Origin of the sequence: Psychrobacillus sp. FSL K6-2836, from assembly GCF_038003085.1 — a bacterium.
Classification (GTDB): Bacteria; Bacillota; Bacilli; order Bacillales_A; family Planococcaceae; genus Psychrobacillus.
In genome coordinates this window covers 3,698,108-3,718,415 of the sequence record NZ_JBBOOM010000001.1, presented here as the reverse complement: position 1 = coordinate 3,718,415, position 20,308 = coordinate 3,698,108, and the positions used below count along the sequence as shown (strand labels likewise).

Below are 20,308 nucleotides of genomic sequence, written 5' to 3'. Positions count from 1 at the left end.
TTAGCTTATAAAAGAAGTTACATTGCTACAACGAGAAAGTAATAAATTCAGACAGTCAGCTACCTATTTAATGCTTAAGCTAATTTTTTAAATTTTTTTCAAGTATAATTTTATGTAATCCTTTTTCATCCTTATATGTGTTCATGACATCAAAGCCATTTTTTATATTCAAAATTAGCATGCTACGCCATTTATTCATTGTTTTTGTTTGAACAACACTATAACCTTTTTCTCTTAAATATTGATGTTGCTTTTCCATTATGGTAGAGCCAATACCAAATTCCCTAAAATCAGTATCTACTCCGCCTAACCAACTATAAAATTTAGTATCGTCTAACGCATATCCAATCTTATATCCAATAACTTTTTCACCACTCATAGCAGTAATAACTAATAACTGAGATTTTTTTTCCATTTTGTCAATTAAATTATCAGCTGCACCAAAAATTTCTGTATGTAATTCTACAATACTATCTAATAAAAAAGCATCAGGTAACGAATCAAAAATAAGGTAGTCAATCTCCAATTATATTTCCCCTTTCATTCCACTTACTTAATAAATGGAGTTCTAATGAACAGTTTGCCAAACAGATTCACTCATCCTCTAATGCAAAAATAACTACTACAAGATATACGTTAGAATATTGAAAAAGTTCCTGAATTTTATATGCATTATGGGAGATTTTAACTCTGCACTCAATATCAAAAAAAGAAGGCATTCGCCTATTAGCAAATGCCTAATGTAATATGTATCAGCTTTTGGAACAAGATGGTTAGCTTGGTCAACTCATAAAAGGGACGACTACCCAAGACACCCCACTTCAAACAAACGAAATGATCGTAAGTGTTAGGCAGCTCATAGTATTGCATTGAAAATACGTTAGATATAATATATTTAGTTACTTAAATTCTTTTAAGCACTCAATTATGATATCAGGTCTATCAGTATGAATGTCATGGTCACTCGAGTCTGCTATTATCAAAATCCCTCCTTCGGACAAATGAGATAATTCAAGTTGTAATTGACGCCAACACTCTTCATATAAAATTGCTTCTTGTTCTGGAATACCGTGTTTTATAAATGGTTTCACCGCTAGTTCTTTATCTCTTGCAATTACTTTTAGAGGAATATTCGGAAACTTCCCCATCGCTTTTATGCACTCACTGCTAGAGCCCCAATTTTCAAACTCATCTGCAATTGTATTAAATAGTCGGGGATTCGTTATAAATTCCTCAAAAACTAACCCGTCAATATCTGGTAATATTTTTTTATATTCATCAATCGTATTTTTAAATATTTCTTTAAGTTCGGTATTTGATTTTTTAGATATTACCCTATTACTTTCAACCATTTTCCCTACTGAGATTAGAGAGTTCATAACTGGTATATCAAGATCGTATAATTTGTTAAAGTTAAAAGAAGTAGAATCGACGAGTATTAGTCCTTTAACTTTACTTGGATACATTTTTACGTACTGCTGTGCACATAACCCTCCAAAAGAGTGACCCATTAATATAAATTTATCTGAAATCCCTATCTCCCTTACAAAGTCGTTGAGTTCTTCAGCAATATGCTGAGTTGTCCGAGATTTTCTAGGGGTCTGACTTCTACCGTAACCAGCCCTATGATACAAAATTACTCTAAAATCTTGTTTTATCTTTTCAACCAATGGATACCAATTATAAAAGGAGCTTCCTATTCCAATCTCTATAATGATAGTAGATTCTCCATCCCCAAACTCTTTATATTCTAGTTCTAATTTACTCAAAAATTAATCCCCCATAAACATTATTTAAATCGGCAATCCTACATAGATTGTATTAAGCAAACTACAACTTCTGCCTTCATATTTTTTCCAATAGAATACTCATAAAGGCGTAAAATAAAGAGGCTAGGACAGAACCCCAAAACAGCATTTTTCTCTGTGAGAAAAATGCTGTTTTTTTGCTGTGCACAAAATTGATTTCCATTCCAGGGACGCTTTCCACGGGCGTGGGAGTCGCCCCTCCATTCCAATCAATTTTATTAAATATCCATTATTTAGTAAAGGTTTCTCCTTATCCAATAAAATTACTACTTCTGTCCCAGCCTCCTTTACATTTTAGATAAGGCTTGCTTTAAATCTTCTACGATATCACTAGAGTTCTCTAGCCCAACGGAAAGTCTTAATAAGCCACCAGTTATACCCATCTCTAATCTTTCTTTTTCCGGTACAACTGAATGAGTCATCGTGTAAGGATGTTGGATCAATGTTTCAGCATCTCCTAAACTAACAGCAATTTTTATCAGCTTTAGTTCATTCATAAGCTTTTGTGCTTGTTTCACTCCCCCTTTTATAGTGAAGGAAATGAGACCGCCACCGGCTTTCATCTGCTTCTTCGCCACATGATACCCTGGATTATTTACATCAAATGGATAATAAATACTCTCAACAGCTGGATGTTCCTTTAACAAGTTGAATACTTTACTAGCGTTTTCCGAATGTCTGTCCATTCGTATATGCAACGTTTTTAAACCTCTTATTAATAGCCATGCATCAAAAGGTGAAATGATACCACCAAAGTCTTTTTGAACAGTGCCGCGAATTGTCTCCATTTCCACTTTTTCTTTTCCTACTAGTATTCCCGCTATGACATCACCATGTCCATTAATATATTTTGTGGCACTGTGAAGAACGAAGTCTGCTCCTAGCTCAATCGGATTTTGTAAGTAAGGTGAGGAGAAAGTATTATCTACAACAACTGGAATGCCGTGCTTCTTTGCAACTTTTGTGATTAGTTCGATATCTACAATTTCCATCGTTGGATTTATCGGTGTTTCTATATATATACAAGTAGTATTTGGTTTAATCGCATCTTCTATATCTTTTTCTGTCATTAAAGCTTTTAAGTCATGCGAAATATTGTACTTTTCCTTTAATATTTTTAACAGTCCAAACGTACAACCATAAATCCCTCTCGTACATAGAATATGATCACCTGATTTAGTAAGGTGGACTAAAATAGCACTCACCGCAGCCATACCAGAGCCAAATGCTAGTGCGCCTTCTCCTAGCTCCATTGCAGCAATACGTTCCTCTAATACCTGGACGGTAGGGTTTCCTAATCGAGAGTATACTCCACCAGATTCTTCTCCAGCAAATCTTCTTTCTCCCTGCTCTGCTGTGTCGAATGCGAATGTCGACGTCTGATAAAGTGGAACAGAAAGGCTATCATGGTGCTCAGCTGTTTTATACCCTTTATGGATATACAATGTTTCTTTAGAAAAATTCGAATTAACCATTTAAATACCCCCATTTGTAAACGCTTACATATAGTGTACACGGAATTTTAAAAAAAGAATAGACACCCCCTCATAAAGAGTGAGATGCCTTATAAACGCAAAGTTGATTTTTACCATTGTTTTTCGCTTTATACAATACAGTATCTGCATTGTGGAATAGCTTATTAAAACTTAAATTATCACTTTTCTGCCAGCTCGACACACCGATGGATACTGTAACGGAAGGATTGGTCTTTTGAGGAATGGCCATTAATAACTGTTTAGCCAATTCTACGCCTTGTTCTAATGACAACTTAGACAAGTATAGAGCCAGCTCTTCCCCACCCCATCTAGCACTAATTCCTCTATTTTCAATCATTCCTTGTATAACTCTTGCTATTTGTATTAAAATTTCGTCCCCTTTTTGATGACCATGTGTATCATTGATACGTTTAAAATTATCAATATCAATAAGTACAAAGACACCTTTGTCATCAGTTTCCATCGCCTTTTCAACAAACCTATCCAAATAATTTCTCGCAAAAAGATTCGTTAAATGATCTCGATCAACCATTTTTTGTAGTTTGTTTCTTAAAGTTGAATTGCTAATGGCTAGAGACGAATGCTGTATTAAGGACTGCATTAATTTGTAATTGTCAAAAGAGAAATAATAAGGTTCCTTATGCATGATAATACTAAATCCGGTAATATTGCTTTGTTCTTTTAAAGGTATCGCCACTAAAGAACGGTATTCGTATTTTAAATCTGTTAAACGATTGAAATCTGCTATAAATACAGAATCCTTCTCCGTTTTAAAGTGATTAGTAATATATTGAATATATAGTTGTCCATCCATCGTATGAAATAACTCCGTACTTGCAGGCGAAATTTTATATTCATCATTTTCTATAAAAACAAAACCAACGTGCTCTGGTTGGAAAAACTTCATTAACTGATCCCGTAAAAAGATAACCATCTCATCCAATGACAAATTCATATTCAACTTATGCGACGTTTCGTTGATTAATTGTAAATCGGAGACTAATCGATGGGATTGAATATATAATTTAGCATTTTCCAATGCATTACCTGCCGCTTCAGCGAGTAAAATTGCATATTCTTTTTGCCTGATCGAAAATAAGTAATCCAGCGGGGCAGAAATTTGTAAAATACCGTAAATCCCTTGCTTTCCAACAATCGGAATATTCAGCAATCTGACTCCTAAGTCCTGAGCCAACTCTGTCGTTATTTCACCAGAGACATAGGCCTCAACCGTAGTATTTCTCTCTGTTGTATAATCGAATAATTTATATGGAGCAGATGTTTTACGATCCTGATCATTTGATAAGATAAGTATAGGCTTGAAATTAGGAAAAGCTATTTGAATGGAGTTTAATGTCCCTTCTAATATTTGACCGATATCTAATGTAGAATTAAACATTTTCGTTACATTAAACAAATTTCGATACTGGTTTTCCTGTTGTGTTAAATATACTGACTTTTTAATGGTTTTAACTAATTTAGTAATAGTTAGCATGAATTCTTCTAGTTGTGGTGTTTGTGAAAATTCTTTCCATTTTTCAGTGGATTCCATTATGATTAATCCTAATGGTTGTAGATCCACATCTCTTAATAGTAAAGCTACGTCATTATCGGAAGAATATTTTATTTGAAGTGTATGCACATCGATAAAGTCTTTGTCATAGAAAAACGTTTCGATCTCTGACCATTTAATAGCATTGAGCTTTTTCGTAAATGAATGATTCCATGAAAGCTGTAAAAAAGTTTCTGCATCATATATAAAGTATTTTGCTTGTTGTATATCAAAAAACTCAAATAAAATATTTTGCAAATCTTCAAACCATTTAATACTCGATTCATGTGTAAATACGCTTTCATTCCAAATATCTAGAATATCGCTTTTTAGATGGATAATCTTATCTTCGCTTTCCATTACTTCACCTCTCAGCTTTCCAAGAGCAACCGTGATACTTTTATCACAGTTATACATAATTCAATATAACTATATTTTATCCTATTTATCCATTCTATGTCTATCATATTCTTGTAATTATTTTTGGATTATAATATGGTTTGACTTTTACTATATATAGAGTTAGAATGGACTTTGTGTAAAATAAATGCAGCAGTTGTATGGCCTAGATTGCTCATTTTGTTCCTCTATACTATAGATGGTGTATCCCGTAACCCTCGGCTGCTAGGGCGATGGTACATGAAAACAAAATGTCTGCTAGTCTGAATACATCTGGTCTTATTTTACAACAAAATAAAACCAACATAGAGGAGGAGACATACATGTCTCGTTATACAGGTCCATCATGGAAATTATCACGTCGTCTTGGTATTTCACTAAGCGGTACTGGTAAAGAATTAGAAAAACGCCCTTACGCACCAGGACAACACGGTCCTAACCAACGCAAAAAATTAACTGAGTACGGTCTTCAATTACAAGAAAAACAAAAACTTCGTCACACTTATGGTGTAAACGAACGTCAATTCCGTACATTATTTGATAGAGCTGGTAAAATGCAAGGTAAACATGGTGAAAACTTCATGATCCTTCTTGAAACTCGCCTTGATAATATTGTATACCGTTTAGGTCTTGCTCGTACACGTCGTGGAGCACGTCAATTAGTAAACCACGGTCACGTAATGGTTGATGGTAAACGCGTTGATATTCCTTCATTCCGTCTTAAAGCAGGTCAAGAAATTTCTCTTCGTGAAAAATCTCAAAACCTTGACGTTGTAAACGAATCTATCGAAGTTAATAACTTCGTACCAGAATACTTAACTTTTGACGCAGACAACAAAGTAGGTACTTTCGTTCGTAATCCAGAACGCGGAGAACTATCTGCTGAAATCAATGAAGCACTAATCGTTGAGTTCTACTCTCGTTAATATTATTGCTCTGCAAAGAGTAATATTAAAAGCCTTCGAAACCTTGATAACACAGGGTTTTGGAGGTTTTTTTATTTTCACAACAATGCAGGATTAAGCATTAAAAAGCAAGTTATTAAAGCTAACATAAATTATTAGTGGCCCGTATGTACAGGGATATGTAAGTGGTTTTCCTCTTGTTATGGTAACAGTTATTAAAGTAAAAGCAGTTGTAGCTAAGAAAGGTATTGTCAGCTAAAAGGGCTTTCCCATATGGAAAGCCCTTCTCTCTATTCTTTTACTCGCATCAAACGTAAACTATTTAAGGCTACCACAAGGGTTGCACCCATATCTGATGCTATGGCAATCCAAAGGGTTAACCAACCTGGTATTACCAAGAGTAAAGCAATTAGTTTAATACCAATGGCGAAAATAATGTTAGCTTTAATAATATTTAGAGCTTTACGACTAAGTTTTATAGTAAATGGAAGTTTTTTTAAATCATCCCCCATAAGTGCTACGTCAGCAGTTTCTAATGCTGTATCAGTTCCAGCACCACCCATAGCAATTCCAACAGTGGATGCAGCAAGTGCAGGGGCATCATTAACGCCATCTCCGACCATCGCTACTTTGCCATACTCGGATCTCAATTGCTTGATAAAATCCAACTTATCCTGCGGCATCAACTCTGCTTGGATTTCTGAAACTCCGACGTGGTTACCGATCGCATTAGCCGTACCTAAATTATCACCTGTAAGCATAATCGTCTTTTTGATTCCAAGTTGATGTAGCTTTTGCATGATTTCCTTACTTGATTCACGTACTTCATCTGCTACCGCAATGATGCCTAGAATCTCTCTTTCTGTTCCAATTACCATTGCTGTTTTACCTTGGTTTTGAAGTGTTGTTACATTGTTCACTAAGCTTTCTTCAAAATTTGAGGTTGTTAATTCCCTAAATAGTTTTGGACTCCCAATGTAATAGGTACTACCATTGACACTTCCCCTGATACCTTTACCTGTAATAGATGAGAAACTCTCTACCGTGACATTAGAATAAGAAACTTTCTCCTCTGCCGCTTTTTTCATGATTGCTGATGCAAGAGGATGTTGTGAATGATATTCTAATGCCGTAACGATCGATAGCAATTCTTTTTCATCTGTTTGACTATTTAATACGATAAAATCAGTTACTACTGGGACTCCTTTAGTTAAAGTACCTGTTTTATCAAATGCAATGGCTTTTAAACCACCCATTTCTTCTAGATAAATACCGCCTTTAATAAGCACACCTTTTTTGGCTGCATTTCCTATGGCAGATACAATAGAAATAGGAGTCGATATTACTAGTGCACAAGGACAGCCAACAACGAGAACAGATAACCCTTGGTAAACCCAAGTTTCCCACCCACCATCAAAGAATAATGGAGGTACTACAGCAACCAGGGCTGCAATCACTATAATAATTGGAGTATAATATTTTGCAAACTTATCAATAAAGGCTTGGGCAGGGGCGCGTTCACCTTGTGCTTCCTCTACAAGGTGAATAATTTTAGATATTGTTGTATCTTCTACAAGTTTGGTGATCTCTACCTCAAGTATACCCTCTTCATTTAATGTACCTGCAAATACTTCATCTTCAATCGTCTTAGCAACTGGAACTGACTCACCTGTAATAGGAGCTTGATTTACGGCTGAATAACCAGAAACAACCGTACCATCCATGGCAATCTTTTGTCCGGGTTTGACAATCATAATGTCACCAATCGCTATATCTTCCACATGAATCATTATTTCTTGGCCATTTCTTTTTACTAGTGCTTCTTTTGGAGCAATATCCATCAACGATCGGATAGATTGTCTCGCTTTTTCCATCGAGAAACGTTCAAGTGCTTCACTAATCGCAAAGAGAATTACTACGACGGACGCTTCAGCCCACTCACCTATTATCGCTGCCCCAATCACCGCAATAGTCATCAAAGTCTTCATATCAAAGTCAAAGCGAGTTAAATTTTGAAAACCTACTTTGAACAAAGAGAAACCTCCAATTACAACGGAAGCAACAAATAATAAGGAAGTGATGAGGTTATCTTCGCCATTTACGTATTGCGATAGATAGCCAAATACGATGAATAATGTAGCGTACAACAAAGTGCTATGTTTTTTGTAGAATGGAATTTTCTTTTCTGTAGGTTCTTTACCCTTTTCATATGGTGTAGATGCGTAACTAGGTGTATTTAAAGATACTTTAAGGTTTTCAAATGCTCCTGCCTTTTCCAATTCTTCAATTGAAACCTCTCCAGTGACAGAGATTTTAGATGCCCCAAAATTTACTTTTGCGTCTTGAACACCAGATATTTCTTTTACATTACGTTCAAATTTCCCTGCACAGTTTGCACATGAAAAGCCTTCTACTCGATAAACAGTATCTCCACCAGTTGGAATAGGTTTTAGTTGTCGTTTTGGTTTTTCTGAGGCTACTTTAAGATTCTCAAAAGCTCCAGCTTTTTCAAGTTCCTCAACAGTTACTTCCCCGTAAACGGAGATTTTAGAAGCCCCAAAGTTTACTTTTGCATCCTGAACTCCAGGAAGTTCCTTTACGTTTCTTTCAAACTTTCCAGCACAGTTTGCACATGAAAAACCCTCAACACGATAAACATTTTTTTCTTCCGAAGATTTTGTAGCTTCACTCAAACTCCAACAACCTCCTTCTGATGTTCATACGCTAATTTTATTAGTTCCTTTACATGTTCATCATCCAATGAATAAAACACTAGCTTGCCTTCTTTACGGTATTTTGCTACACCAAGATTTTTTAATAATCTTAAATGATGCGAAGCTGTTGCAGTAGTAGATCCAACAATGTTTGCCACATCACATACACATAATTCTTCTAGGGACAATGCATATGCAATTTTTATTCTAGTATCATCTGACAATGCCTTAAATATTTTGGCCACTTCCATATGATTTTGACCTGAGAGTTGATTTTGGACACTTTTCACCTTTCCTTCATCTATACAAGTTACTTCACATACGTCTTTATTCAAATTAGTTCTCCCCTTTTATTCAAATGTTTATTTGATTGTTATATTTATTATATTCATCTTCATTCAAACGGTCAAAGAATCATTTGAGTATAAGGTAAAAAAATCTCCCGTTCCTTAGAAATTGATAGATTTTTGATTGATTATTTTTATTACGAAACACCAGGGGAATTATAAAAGTAAAAATAGAAACCAATACAAATAAAGCTAAAACTATAAAATGTTTACACAGCAAAAACACCTCAAAGTTGTTTTGGATAAATTATCCCTCTTTTACAACTTAAAGGTGTTTTGGCAAACTTATTCTATTACTCCAAATGTTTACGCTTCCACAATTGGCTTTAATTTATTTTCAGTCGTTACCTTTTTTCATATTCTCTATTAAATCCAATAATCTTTGTTTCGTATTATCTGCTTCTTCTTCTAGCATTTTAAAATTATAGCCAGATTTATCTTGGTTGACTTCCACCTCTAATAAATCTCCCTCTTTTGCATTTACCGTAAATTTATCTTTTAAGATGACTAATTTATTTGCTTTATTATCCTTTTCAAATAGAACAACAAAAAAATCATCAAAATGATGTAATACATATCTCTTTGCACTCACTGCGAACGTCCCCTCAATCCAATAATAAAAAACTATATTTAAATCCAAACTTTTGTCTCAAGTTTCATTTTAACCTATTTCATGCTCTTTTTTAACTAATAATGTTTTCTTTTTTCGTTTTCTTGTTAAATTTGTGACTATTTAAACAAAACTGGTCAATACTAACGAGGAACTTTTAAGAAATTGGAGGGTTTAATATGAAAATGGGTAAATCATTTAATTCGCCTAATAAGAAGAATAAAAATAATGTTACAGGTGAAAATTATCTGGAGTATCAAAAGCTAGATGAACAGCAGAAGAAACAGCTTCAAGTAAAGGATGGTCAGAACAATCATCACATAGATGAGCGTGGAGGTTTTTAAAAACGTAAAAAGCTACTTCCCCTTGTAGTATTGGGAAGTAGCTTTTATCTTATACAAATTTAATCATTTTATAGTTTTTCTTACCACGACGAATAATCATAAATTCATCGTCTAATCGATCTGCTCCACTTACTACATATGCAACATCCGTGATTTTTTCTCCATTAATAGAAATAGCACCATTGGTTACATCTTCACGTGCCTGGCGTTTAGATGGTGACACTGCGCACTCCACTATAAAGTCTACAATCGTTTTTTCTTCTTTAGTCATCTCAACAGAAGGTACATCTTTAAAAGCATCTTTCATTTCTTCAGCAGTTAAAGCCTTCAAATCACCGCTAAACAATGCCCTAGAAATTCGTATTGCTTGGTCTAAAGCATCCTGCCCATGGATGAGGCGAGTCATTTCTTCCGCTAAAGTAATTTGCGCTTTTCTTAAATGAGGTTCATTTTCAACTGTTACTTCTAAAGCTTCAATTTCTGCTCGCTCTAAGAAAGTAAAGATTTTCAAGTATTTAATAACATCTGAGTCTGCTGTATTAATCCAAAACTGATAAAATTCGTATGGCGATGTCTTCTTGGCATCTAACCAAACCGAACCTGATGCAGACTTACCAAATTTCGTTCCATCTGCTTTTGTTACTAACGGAATCGTAATACCGTACGCCTTTGTATTATCATCATGTGTTTTGCGAATCACCTCTAAACCAGTAGTAATATTCCCCCACTGATCAGATCCCCCAACTTGTACGCGACATCCAAAATGATCATATAAATGATTAAAGTCAATTCCCTGAATTAGCGTATATGCAAACTCTGTGAAAGAAAGCCCTGTATCTAACCGAGAAGCAATAGAATCTTTTCCGAGCATATAGTTGATATTAATCAGTTTTCCAAAATCTCGTAGGAATTCAATAACATTCATGGAGCCAATCCACTCTCGGTTATTAACCATTTGTGCACCGTTTTCGGTATCAAAATCAAAAATTTGCTCCATTTGTTTTTTTATCCCCTGGACATTCAAATCAATCTGTTCAGTAGTTTGTAATTGGCGCTCTTCTGAACGACCGGATGGATCCCCAATCATTCCTGTTGCACCACCAACTAGAAGTATCGGTCTATGTCCGTGCATTTGGAAACGTCTTAGCGTTAACAATGGGACAATATGTCCAATATGCATACTATCTGCTGTCGGATCCACTCCACAGTACAATGAGACTTTTTCATTACTTAGAAGCTGTTCCATACCTTCAGCATCTGTTTGTTGGTATAAAAGACCTCTCCATGCTAAATCATCTAATAAATTCGTCATTTATCCTACCTCCTTAAAATAAAAAAAGTCCCTACATGATATAAATCATGCAGGGACGCTTTAATCAATTAGCGCGGTACCACCCAGCTTGAAGGATTTACTCCCTCCGCTTCAATCACTGTATCGTTGTGAGTACGTTTAACTCCAAGCCTGTAATTCGCTTTTATACACTGACTAGCTCTCACCAACCGCTAGCTCTCTTGACAGTATGCATAAACACTACTTCGGACTTTTCTTCGTTAAAATATATACCTATTTTACCTAATCTACGTTGTATGTCAATAACTATCGTCTAACAATATGTGCTTATGGTATAATAATTCATGATTTAGGGGGGAAAACTGAATGAAGAAATGGCTAGAAAAAATACAGATATTTAAAGATAAAATTGATAAGTGGGAGTCTACTAAATGGGCTAAGGGATTAAGAGTATCCTCTAGTGTAATATGGAATTTATGTTTACTTTTTATTGTCGGACTCCTGACACTCGGAGTATTCGGTTTATCTGTCGGCGCAGGTTATTTTGCTTCATTAGTAAAAGAAGAACCGCTTCGTGATAAGGACGAAATGCGAAGTGCTGTATTTAATTATGAAGAGACATCTGAAGTCTATTTTGCTGGAGATGTATATTTAGGTAAATTGCGCACTGACTTAGAAAGAACAGAAACAAAATTATCAGAAGTTTCTCCTTTTGTAATTGATGCAGTCCTTGCAACTGAGGATGAATATTTTGAAGTGCATAATGGAATTGTTCCAAAAGCTATCTTCCGCGGATTACTTCAAGATGTATCAAATTCTGATACACAAACTGGTGGATCCACATTAACACAACAATTGATCAAAAACCAAATTTTAACAAACGAAGTTTCTTATGAACGTAAGGCTAAAGAGATATTATTAGCTATGCGTTTAGAACACTTTATGAACAAAGATGAAATACTAGAATCATATCTAAATATTATCCCTTATGGGAGAAATTCTAATGGTAGAAATATTGCAGGGATAGAAACCGCGGCAAATGGAATATTTAATATTAAAGCAAAGGATCTTACATTACCTCAAGCAGCCTATATTGCTGGTATTCCACAAGCTCCATTTGCTTACACGCCATTTCGACAAGGTGGAGAGATTAAAGAAGGAAAAGCTCTACAGCTTGGTATTGAACGGATGAAGACTGTTCTATTCCGGATGAATGAAACTGGTTATATTACGGATGAAGAATATAATAATGCTGTTAGCTATGATATTACTAAAGATTTTAGAGAGCCGGAAATGCTCCCTCAGGATAAATATCCTTGGTTGACAACAGAAATTGAAAATAGAGTCAAAGATATTTTAAGAGATAAGTTTGCAGAGGCAGATTCAATTGATCCTGCCAGATTAGATAAAGAAGATAGACTATATGAGAAATATGAGATTTTAGCACAACGTTCAATTAGTACTGATGGTTATCGTATCTACACTACTATTAATAAAGACATGTATGAAGCTATGTTAAAAGTGAGAGATGAATTCGAATATTATGGTCATACCTTCCAAAAGGAAGTAAAAGATGAGGATTCAGGAGAGATAGTTTTAAAAGACTTCCCTGTTCAAGTCGGTGGGATGCTAATAGAGAATGGCACTGGTAAAATTCTTTCATTTTTAGGTGGACGAGATCATAGGATTGAAGCTCAAAATAGTGCTACACAAGGTATTAGACCAATAGGTTCTACGATTAAGCCACTGCTAGTATATGCTCCAGCAATAGAATACGGAGTAATAGGTGCAGGTAGTCCAGTAGTCGATCTAAAGCTGGAAAATTTAAGTAGTACCACATGGGCGAAATCTCCATCTAACTATACAACTGAACAAGAGCTAGGCATTATTTCTGCTCGGGATGCTTTAACAACATCTCAAAACTTGTCAACTATTCGGTTATACGATTTAATCATGGATCGCAAGCCTACTGACTTCTTAACAAAAATGGGATTTGAGCATATCGAAGAAAATGAGTATGCCAATCATGCACTTTCCATAGGTGGAATGACAAATGGTGCAACACTAGAGGAAAACACAAACGCATTCGGAACATTTGCAAATAATGGTCAGTTTATCGATGCTTATATGATAGAAAAAATTGAAGATGTAGACGGTAATATAATCTATCAACATGAAGTGGAACCTGTACCCGTGTTTAGTGCCGCTACTTCCTATATTACTACTGATATGTTAAGAGATGTACTGTCTAAAGGGACTGCAAAATTAGCAAACTCTAGATTGAAATTCCAATCTGATTTTGCTGCAAAAACGGGTACGACACAAAATCATAATGATTCATGGCTAGTAGGCTATAACCCAAATATTTCTTTAGGAGTTTGGTTGGGTTATGGAGATGATACGCAAACATTATATTATATGAATAATCGTTACAATCACCCTAGTGTACGTATCAATATGTTCTGGTCTAATATGATGAACGCTATGTATGATGTAAATCCTGAACTAGTAGATGCCTCTACTAACTTTACAGCTCCTGAAGGAGTCGTTACTAGATCCTTCTGTGGAATTTCTGGATTAGCAGTTTCAGACGCATGTTCTCAAGCTGGTTTAGTGAAGTCTGATTTATTTAACGCGGCTGTCTTATTACCAACCGCAAAAGATGATAGCCTAATCTCTTCTTCTTACGTAGAGATAAATGGAAACAGATATCGCGCGCTCGATACTACACCTGGTGAATTTGTTGTAAGTGGTGGTTATGGAGTAAACGAAGACTTTATCAAGCGTATGCTTGGCAAATTCGGAGGCAACGCTTCTAAGCTCTTCCCTACAAAATCTGCATTTGGAGGAAATGTAGTTTCTGAGGAAGTATATAATGCTGACGGAAGTCCACCAGCTACAGTAACAGCAACAATGACTAATGGTACAATGACTTGGTCTAAATCCACTTCTGCAGATGTTGTCGGGTACCGAGTGTATGAAGTCGGAAATGGACAAAGAGCACTGATTTCTTCTAGCAAAGAAGCTGCCGGAAATAGTTTACCTATTAATCGAGCAGGTCAATTTATCGCTGTTGCTGTGGATATCACTGGATTAGAATCTGGATCATCTAATATTGTATCCATAGAGGCTGCAGAACCACCGGAGCAAGTGGTTCCACCAACAGCACCAGAAGAGAATGAAGAGAATCCCGTGATACCTCCTATTATAGATCCAATTGTTCCACCTGTTGAAGAAAATCCTGTCACTCCTCCGGTAGAGGAAGAACCATCCTCTCCGGGTGAAGGCGGGGAATAATTAAAACACATTGAAATATCGAAAAGCCCAATTCTATTTAGAATTGGGCTTTTTTGAATAAAAAATATAAAAATAGTACAGTGAACCCCAGCTTCATAGTCGCCACATTTCTACTACAATTAATTATGTGAGTAGTGCCCTACAGTTTCTATCACCCTAAATATAGCATTAGTTAAAGTTAATAAGCCTTTAGTAATTGCAATTGAATTAGATGATAGAAATAGATTTTCTGTTATTCAAGTGGAAATATAGCAAAACGATTATTCGTACCCTTCGAAAACAATAGAAATAGGTTTTGATCTTATAGGACCTTGTATCTTTTGCGATTTTTCTTATCACATTAAACGGGTCACTTATAACTCACTATTCTCACATCAAATAAAAAAGAGCATAATGTTCAATTTAATGTTACAGTTAGAAAGAATATTTTAAAAGTGAGTAGGCGAACTAACATGATTGAGGTAAAATCATCTCCATTAAGTGATGGAGAATTCAATAGAGGCGTATTTGCTACATGTGATATCAAAAAAGGAGAGCTTTTCCATGAAGCTCCTGTCATTGCGTATCCAAATGACCAGCATCAACACATCGAGCAAACCATACTTGGTGATTATGCTTTTGAGTATGGGATAAATCATTCAGCTATCCTTCTAGGTTATGGTATGTTGTTTAACCATTCTTATGAACCTAATGGAATGTATGAGATTAACTTTAATAATCACACATTTGACTTCTATGCTTATACAGATATAAAAGCAGGAGATGAAATTCTTATCAATTACAATGGTGACATTGATAACAAAGATGAACTGTGGTTTAACAAAGAAGAGAAATAATGTGTAAAAAGTTCTCGCAAATTCAATTTTCTTCAGCATACCAATAATTGTAAAAAAGTCGTTCAAAGTTAAATTTTGAACGACTCTTTTTTTGTTTTGTTCCTGTATGCCTCTAACATTTCCACTGTTTTCTGCCACCCTTATTTGCTCCTTAGTGAATATTCTGCTTGCCAACACTATTCTAGAATGTGCTATTACTCATTTATAGCTTTGTAAAAAAGTTTGACTCTTTATCAATAAATTAATAAAAATCGCCGCCTTTCCACTGTATATTTCCTAGAGATCTCATATGATATTTATGTAAGTAAAATTATAGAGATTGTGAAGAAATGCACTTAAACTATCGACGCAGGTTAGAACAATAAGGAATAAAAAAGAAGTGACCATAAGCCACTTCGAAGGTACTATCTCTTTCTTGCAATTTTAAAACCATTCTCAATTTTTTCGAAACCGATTTTGGGGTAGTATTCCATCGCAATAGGGGAAGACAAAAGTAATAAGGCAACTTCTTCACCAATTTGTTCTTGTACTAACCGTATAAGTTCTCTGCCAATCCCCTTATTTTGATAATCTTTATTTACAGCTAAATCTGATAGATAACAACAATAACTGTAATCCGTAATAGCCCTAGCGACACCAATAAGTCGGTGATTATCCCAAGCAGTAATCAAAACGCCTGAGTTTTCAATCATGCGCTGCAGTCTGTTCAAATCATCTGAAGGTCTTTTAATACCTGATGATTTGAATACCTCAGAAAGTTCTTCTGCTTTAATTATTACATTCTCTTTATTTACAAAAACTTATACAGAAATTAAAACAGCCCAATTTTTCTATTAGAATCAGCATTTGTAGCTGTGTTCTTGCAATATAAATTTTAACAAAGCATAGTTTTCATCAAAAAATTGCTGATTCTTCTCGATTCCGCGTCGTTTACACCAACCCAAAGAATTAAATGCATCCGTAAAACGATAGAATGGTAATATGACTTCTAAATCTATTATTGGACGAATAGATTGATAGCCCTTTTTGTATGCTTCTAATGTCCCTGGATTTTTCATAAATATATCACGGTTTATTTTCGTGAAATCCATTTCCGTCGAACCAAAACGAGCACTTTCAAAATCTATAATTCCTGATACCTGATTTTCATGGACAATAATATTAGCCGGACGAAAATCCATATGTATAAAGCTCGGTCCATCTGGTTTAGGAAGATATTTACGTTGTTCTTCAAATAATTCTATTGATTGTAATAACAAATTCTCTGGTAGCACTTCTTTTACATCTTCTGCAAAACCATAAAAATGCGCTTCACTAAAAGCTGACCATTGTTCATACACATTTGAAATCCCTTTATATAAATTATTTTCCTGTGGAATCACGTTATGCAACTTTGCATGGTGTATTCCAATATCATAGGCTAATATTTCATCAACCTTTCTAGAAATAGGCTGCCCCCTGATCTCTGAAAGGAGAAGAGCACCTGGTATTTCATCATTCCCTTCCCAATACCCTAATAGCGTAGGTACTGGTAACGCATCACTTAATATTTCAATTGCTTCATATTCACGTACTAATTTCACTTTAGAATAAGGAATTTTCAGATATACTATTTGTTGATTTATTTGTTGTATTTTATATACAGTTGAGCTAAATGAATTAGGAACATCTTCAATGGAAAGAACATTAAGTTGAAACTTTTCTATAATTTGATTTAATTGTTCCATTAAATATCACCCACATCTTTTTAGAATGATTACTTTTAAAAGCATCTATCGTACCTTGAAATTAAATAGCACACTGTTTGTACTAACGTTAGGAATTCCTGCTTCTATATAACTTCTAACTAATTTCCAATCATTTAAGCTATTTTTTTGGAACGTTTGAAAGAATAAATTTGCTGTATCAAGACTCTTCCCCTGAATAACCATTGTAGCTGATAAAATAGCAATAGTTTCAGATTCTCTTATGGGAAGAATGGAAATTACATTTATATTCCATTGTGCATTATTTTCTTTAGCAAAATTAAAACCATGTTCCCATCCATAAACTGATTCTTCATACCCAAAGTCAACTATATCTCCACCTGTTATTTCTCTTGCTTCATAATCTTGTGATATTAAGTTTTTCATATCCTTTAAAGATGAAGCTCTCCAAACATCTAAATAAATATCTAAAAACACTGCGAATGATTTGTCCATAATATAACCTCCTAAATATAGTTGTAATTATATTTTATTAAAGAAGATAAATATTTTATTGTTTATATTAATCCGAAAAAATTAGTCTGAATTACTGTTAATAACAAAATAACACCAAATACTAACTGGCTGATTGTAAATATATAATCTTTTCTGTTTACTGCATGCTTCCACTCCATCACAGCCCTAACGGATTCGGATACAACTATAAAAATAATCAATAAAAACCATGTTTCCAAAAACCAAAACCACTCCGTAGGCTCTCTCGTGACATTTATAAAATACCCAAGCATGATGCAAACTAAAAAAGTAATTCTTATCGTCCAATCAATTTTTTTATGTTTCTCATTAATATGGTTATAAGAAAAAATTTTCTTCTTCTCAACTTTTAGCCATTTTCTCATAACAACATTAAATAAAAACAAAAGTAATACAACAATAGTTATCAAGAGAATTAACTCAAGCCAAAACATTCGCTCAAATCCATACATAAACTTTACCTCCTTGACTATATCCAGTAGTTCCTGTTATTACGTAAACCCAGTATTCACGTGCCATTTTTATATTGGCTTTTCAAATAGAAAAAGCACTGCTAAATGCAATGCCTTTTCTATTTTTATATTTTAGTGATTCTTTAGTTACTTATACCATTAGTCTTCCATCGTAGATAAATCGCCTGTTGGCAGCTTTAACTCCCAAGCTTTTAATACGCGGCGCATGATTTTACCACTTCTTGTTTTTGGAAGCTTATCTTTGAATTCTATTTCTCTAGGTGCTGCATGTGCTGCAAGGCCTTTTTTCACAAATTGTTGAATATCTGTTATCAGCTCGTCAGATGGTTCATATCCTTCATTTAATGCGACAAAGGCTTTAATGATTTCACCTCGTACAGGATCAGGTTTCCCTATTACCCCTGCTTCTAGAATAGCTGGATGCTCTAGTAATTTACTTTCCACTTCAAATGGTCCTACCCGTTCACCAGATGTCATTATTACATCATCCACTCGACCTTGGAACCAATAGTATCCTTCCTCATCCATATATGCGGAGTCTCCAGAGAAATACCATTCGTCATTAATGAAATAAGAATCGTACTTCTCTTTGTTGTTCCATACCTGGCGCATCATAGCAGGCCAACCCTTTTTAAGTGCTAGATTTCCCATTGTATAAGGCGGTACAACTTTACCCTGATTATCTATAATTGCTGCTTCAATTCCAGGTAGTGGTTTACCCATTGAACCTGGTTTAATAGGTAAGCAACCATAGTTACAGATCATCAGCGCACCGGTTTCTGTCATCCACCATGTATCATGAATTCGTTTATTGAAAACTTGCATACCCCATTTAATAACCTCTGGATTTAATGGTTCACCTACTGATAACACATGACGCAATGAAGACAAATCATGCTTCTTAACGATGGCATCTCCTGCTCCCATTAGCATGCGGAATGCTGTTGGGGCACTGTACCATACAGTAACTCCATACTCATCAATTGCATTATACCAAGCGTCCGGTGAGAATCGACCTCCAAGAATAAGTGATGTAGCACCTGTTAGCCAGGGACCAAATATACCATATGCCGTTCCAGTTACCCAACCTGGATCTGCTGTACACCAATAAATATCGTCATCTCTAATATCCATTACCCATTTCATAGATTGGTATTGCTGCACCATTGCGTAGTGAGCATGCAATATCCCTTTCGGCTTACCAGTAGAACCAGAAGTATAATGTAAAATTAGTCCATCCTCTTTATCAACCCACCTGATTTCAAAGGATTCTGATGCATTATGTAATGCTTTTTTGAAATCGATAAACTTATCCGATTCCTCTACATTTTCACCAACTATAAATACAGTCTCTAAATTAGGTAATTTATCTAATGGAATTCTATTTAATAATTCTGGTGTTGTGACAATTGCTTTAGCTTCACTATCCAGTAAACGATCGTATACAGCGCCTTCCATAAACGCTTCAAAAAGTGGACCAACTATTAAGCCCATTTTTGTAGCCCCAAGAAGTGCAAAATACAGCTCGGGTGATCTTGGCATGAATATAAACAGGCGATCCCCTTTTGTCAAATTCGAATGGGTTACATACACATTAGCAGCTTTATCCGTCCATTTTTTCATATCGCCGAAAGTATAAGATTCTTTACGTTCTGCATCTTGATAATGAAGTGCGACTTTATCCTTCTTATCGGATTCTGCATGACGGTCAATTGCTTCATACGCCATATTCACTTTTCCAGTTTTATACCATGAGAACTCTTTCTCTGCATCTTCCCATTTAAAGTTTTTTGCAGTTTCCTCATAATTACTTAACTGGAAATCCCCTTGAACAACTTGTAATGTTTCAATTTTCATCCTATTCACCCTTTCTATAACTATACTATTTCATTCTACAATACTTTTTTACACTTTTGCTAATCTTTTTACTTTTTAGAATGTTTGATTAAAATGATAGAGGTAATCGCTTTCTCTATTTAAAATCATGTATAATAAA

At 35.0% G+C, this 20,308-nt stretch carries 17 protein-coding genes and 1 other annotated feature; of the genes, 4 read left to right on the top strand and 13 right to left on the bottom strand.

Annotated elements, in window-relative coordinates; genetic code table 11:
- Nucleotides 1–79: 79 nt before the first annotated feature.
- The 4 genes from MKY37_RS17980 to MKY37_RS17965 form a co-directional block, all read right to left on the bottom strand.
- Complete coding sequence (locus tag MKY37_RS17980; RefSeq protein WP_340779090.1) at nt 80–526, bottom strand: GNAT family N-acetyltransferase; 447 nt, start codon at nt 524–526, stop codon at nt 80–82.
- A gap of 373 nt (nt 527–899) precedes the next feature.
- Entirely contained in the window at nt 900–1,769 is an 870-nt protein-coding gene (locus tag MKY37_RS17975) for an alpha/beta fold hydrolase (RefSeq protein WP_340779088.1), read from the bottom strand.
- Between the two features lie 326 nt (nt 1,770–2,095).
- Nucleotides 2,096–3,283 (bottom strand): methionine gamma-lyase, encoded by a 1,188-nt coding sequence (megL, locus tag MKY37_RS17970; RefSeq protein ID WP_340779086.1) that lies wholly within the window; start codon nt 3,281–3,283, stop codon nt 2,096–2,098.
- A gap of 70 nt (nt 3,284–3,353) precedes the next feature.
- Entirely contained in the window at nt 3,354–5,216 is a 1,863-nt protein-coding gene (locus MKY37_RS17965; RefSeq protein WP_340779083.1) for a sensor domain-containing diguanylate cyclase, read from the bottom strand.
- A gap of 362 nt (nt 5,217–5,578) precedes the next feature.
- On the opposite strand from MKY37_RS17965, the gene rpsD reads away from it, so the two are divergent.
- Entirely contained in the window at nt 5,579–6,181 is a 603-nt protein-coding gene (rpsD, locus tag MKY37_RS17960; protein WP_340779080.1) for a 30S ribosomal protein S4, read from the top strand.
- Nucleotides 6,182–6,450: 269 nt separating this feature from the next.
- Here the strand turns inward: rpsD and MKY37_RS17955 are convergent, their stop codons facing one another.
- The 3 genes from MKY37_RS17955 to MKY37_RS17945 all read right to left on the bottom strand — a co-directional run bounded on the left by MKY37_RS17955 (nt 6,451) and on the right by MKY37_RS17945 (nt 9,813).
- Complete coding sequence (locus MKY37_RS17955) at nt 6,451–8,853, bottom strand: heavy metal translocating P-type ATPase (RefSeq protein WP_340779079.1); 2,403 nt, start codon at nt 8,851–8,853, stop codon at nt 6,451–6,453.
- Nucleotides 8,850–9,209 (bottom strand): ArsR/SmtB family transcription factor, encoded by a 360-nt coding sequence (locus MKY37_RS17950; protein ID WP_340779078.1) that lies wholly within the window; start codon nt 9,207–9,209, stop codon nt 8,850–8,852. The genes MKY37_RS17955 and MKY37_RS17950 overlap by 4 nt, the downstream gene beginning before the upstream one ends.
- Nucleotides 9,210–9,558: 349 nt before the next feature.
- The gene (locus tag MKY37_RS17945; protein ID WP_340779077.1) at nt 9,559–9,813 is read right to left on the bottom strand and encodes a hypothetical protein; all 255 of its coding nucleotides are present in this window, start codon (nt 9,811–9,813) and stop codon (nt 9,559–9,561) included.
- A 197-nt stretch (nt 9,814–10,010) separates the two neighbouring features.
- Here MKY37_RS17945 and MKY37_RS17940 point away from each other — a divergent pair, with 197 nt between their 5' ends.
- Nucleotides 10,011–10,175, top strand: coding sequence for a hypothetical protein (locus MKY37_RS17940; protein ID WP_340779074.1), 165 nt, complete (start codon nt 10,011–10,013; stop codon nt 10,173–10,175).
- A 49-nt stretch (nt 10,176–10,224) separates the two neighbouring features.
- Here the strand turns inward: MKY37_RS17940 and tyrS are convergent, their stop codons facing one another.
- Entirely contained in the window at nt 10,225–11,487 is a 1,263-nt protein-coding gene (gene tyrS / locus MKY37_RS17935) for a tyrosine--tRNA ligase (protein WP_340779073.1), read from the bottom strand.
- Nucleotides 11,488–11,535: 48 nt separating this feature from the next.
- Nucleotides 11,536–11,733 (bottom strand) — a binding site (T-box leader).
- Nucleotides 11,734–11,832: 99 nt separating this feature from the next.
- Here tyrS and MKY37_RS17930 point away from each other — a divergent pair.
- Together MKY37_RS17930 and MKY37_RS17925 are read left to right on the top strand one after the other, a co-directional pair.
- On the top strand, nt 11,833–14,763 hold the full coding sequence (locus MKY37_RS17930; RefSeq protein ID WP_340779071.1) for a transglycosylase domain-containing protein: 2,931 nt from the start codon (nt 11,833–11,835) through the stop codon (nt 14,761–14,763).
- A 452-nt stretch (nt 14,764–15,215) separates the two neighbouring features.
- Complete coding sequence (locus MKY37_RS17925) at nt 15,216–15,599, top strand: SET domain-containing protein (protein ID WP_340779070.1); 384 nt, start codon at nt 15,216–15,218, stop codon at nt 15,597–15,599.
- A gap of 404 nt (nt 15,600–16,003) precedes the next feature.
- On the opposite strand, the gene MKY37_RS17920 is transcribed toward MKY37_RS17925, so the two are convergent.
- The 5 genes from MKY37_RS17920 to acsA all read right to left on the bottom strand — a co-directional run bounded on the left by MKY37_RS17920 (nt 16,004) and on the right by acsA (nt 20,169).
- Entirely contained in the window at nt 16,004–16,375 is a 372-nt protein-coding gene (locus tag MKY37_RS17920; RefSeq protein ID WP_340779973.1) for a GNAT family N-acetyltransferase, read from the bottom strand.
- Nucleotides 16,376–16,438: 63 nt separating this feature from the next.
- Nucleotides 16,439–17,326, bottom strand: coding sequence for a phosphotransferase family protein (locus tag MKY37_RS17915; protein WP_340779069.1), 888 nt, complete (start codon nt 17,324–17,326; stop codon nt 16,439–16,441).
- A 45-nt stretch (nt 17,327–17,371) separates the two neighbouring features.
- Entirely contained in the window at nt 17,372–17,800 is a 429-nt protein-coding gene (locus MKY37_RS17910; RefSeq protein WP_340779068.1) for a flavoprotein, read from the bottom strand.
- A gap of 62 nt (nt 17,801–17,862) precedes the next feature.
- A complete protein-coding gene (locus tag MKY37_RS17905) occupies nt 17,863–18,291 on the bottom strand; it encodes a DUF4181 domain-containing protein (RefSeq protein ID WP_340779067.1) in 429 nt (142 codons plus the stop codon).
- Nucleotides 18,292–18,450: 159 nt separating this feature from the next.
- Entirely contained in the window at nt 18,451–20,169 is a 1,719-nt protein-coding gene (gene acsA / locus MKY37_RS17900) for an acetate--CoA ligase (RefSeq protein WP_340779063.1), read from the bottom strand.
- Nucleotides 20,170–20,308 lie beyond the last annotated feature (139 nt).

Excerpts from the sequence above, each read along its gene's own strand:
- MKY37_RS17930 (WP_340779071.1), top strand. The coding sequence starts at position 11,833 with ATGAAGAAATGGCTAGAAAAAATACAGATATTTAAAGATAAAATTGAT.
- MKY37_RS17905 (WP_340779067.1), bottom strand. The coding sequence starts at position 18,291 with ATGTATGGATTTGAGCGAATGTTTTGGCTTGAGTTAATTCTCTTGATA.
- acsA (WP_340779063.1), bottom strand. The coding sequence starts at position 20,169 with ATGAAAATTGAAACATTACAAGTTGTTCAAGGGGATTTCCAGTTAAGT.
- megL (WP_340779086.1), bottom strand. The coding sequence starts at position 3,283 with ATGGTTAATTCGAATTTTTCTAAAGAAACATTGTATATCCATAAAGGG.
- MKY37_RS17915 (WP_340779069.1), bottom strand. The coding sequence starts at position 17,326 with ATGGAACAATTAAATCAAATTATAGAAAAGTTTCAACTTAATGTTCTT.
- tyrS (WP_340779073.1), bottom strand. The coding sequence starts at position 11,487 with ATGACGAATTTATTAGATGATTTAGCATGGAGAGGTCTTTTATACCAA.
- MKY37_RS17910 (WP_340779068.1), bottom strand. The coding sequence starts at position 17,800 with ATGGACAAATCATTCGCAGTGTTTTTAGATATTTATTTAGATGTTTGG.
- MKY37_RS17925 (WP_340779070.1), top strand. The coding sequence starts at position 15,216 with ATGATTGAGGTAAAATCATCTCCATTAAGTGATGGAGAATTCAATAGA.
- rpsD (WP_340779080.1), top strand. The coding sequence starts at position 5,579 with ATGTCTCGTTATACAGGTCCATCATGGAAATTATCACGTCGTCTTGGT.
- MKY37_RS17940 (WP_340779074.1), top strand. The coding sequence starts at position 10,011 with ATGAAAATGGGTAAATCATTTAATTCGCCTAATAAGAAGAATAAAAAT.
- MKY37_RS17965 (WP_340779083.1), bottom strand. The coding sequence starts at position 5,216 with ATGGAAAGCGAAGATAAGATTATCCATCTAAAAAGCGATATTCTAGAT.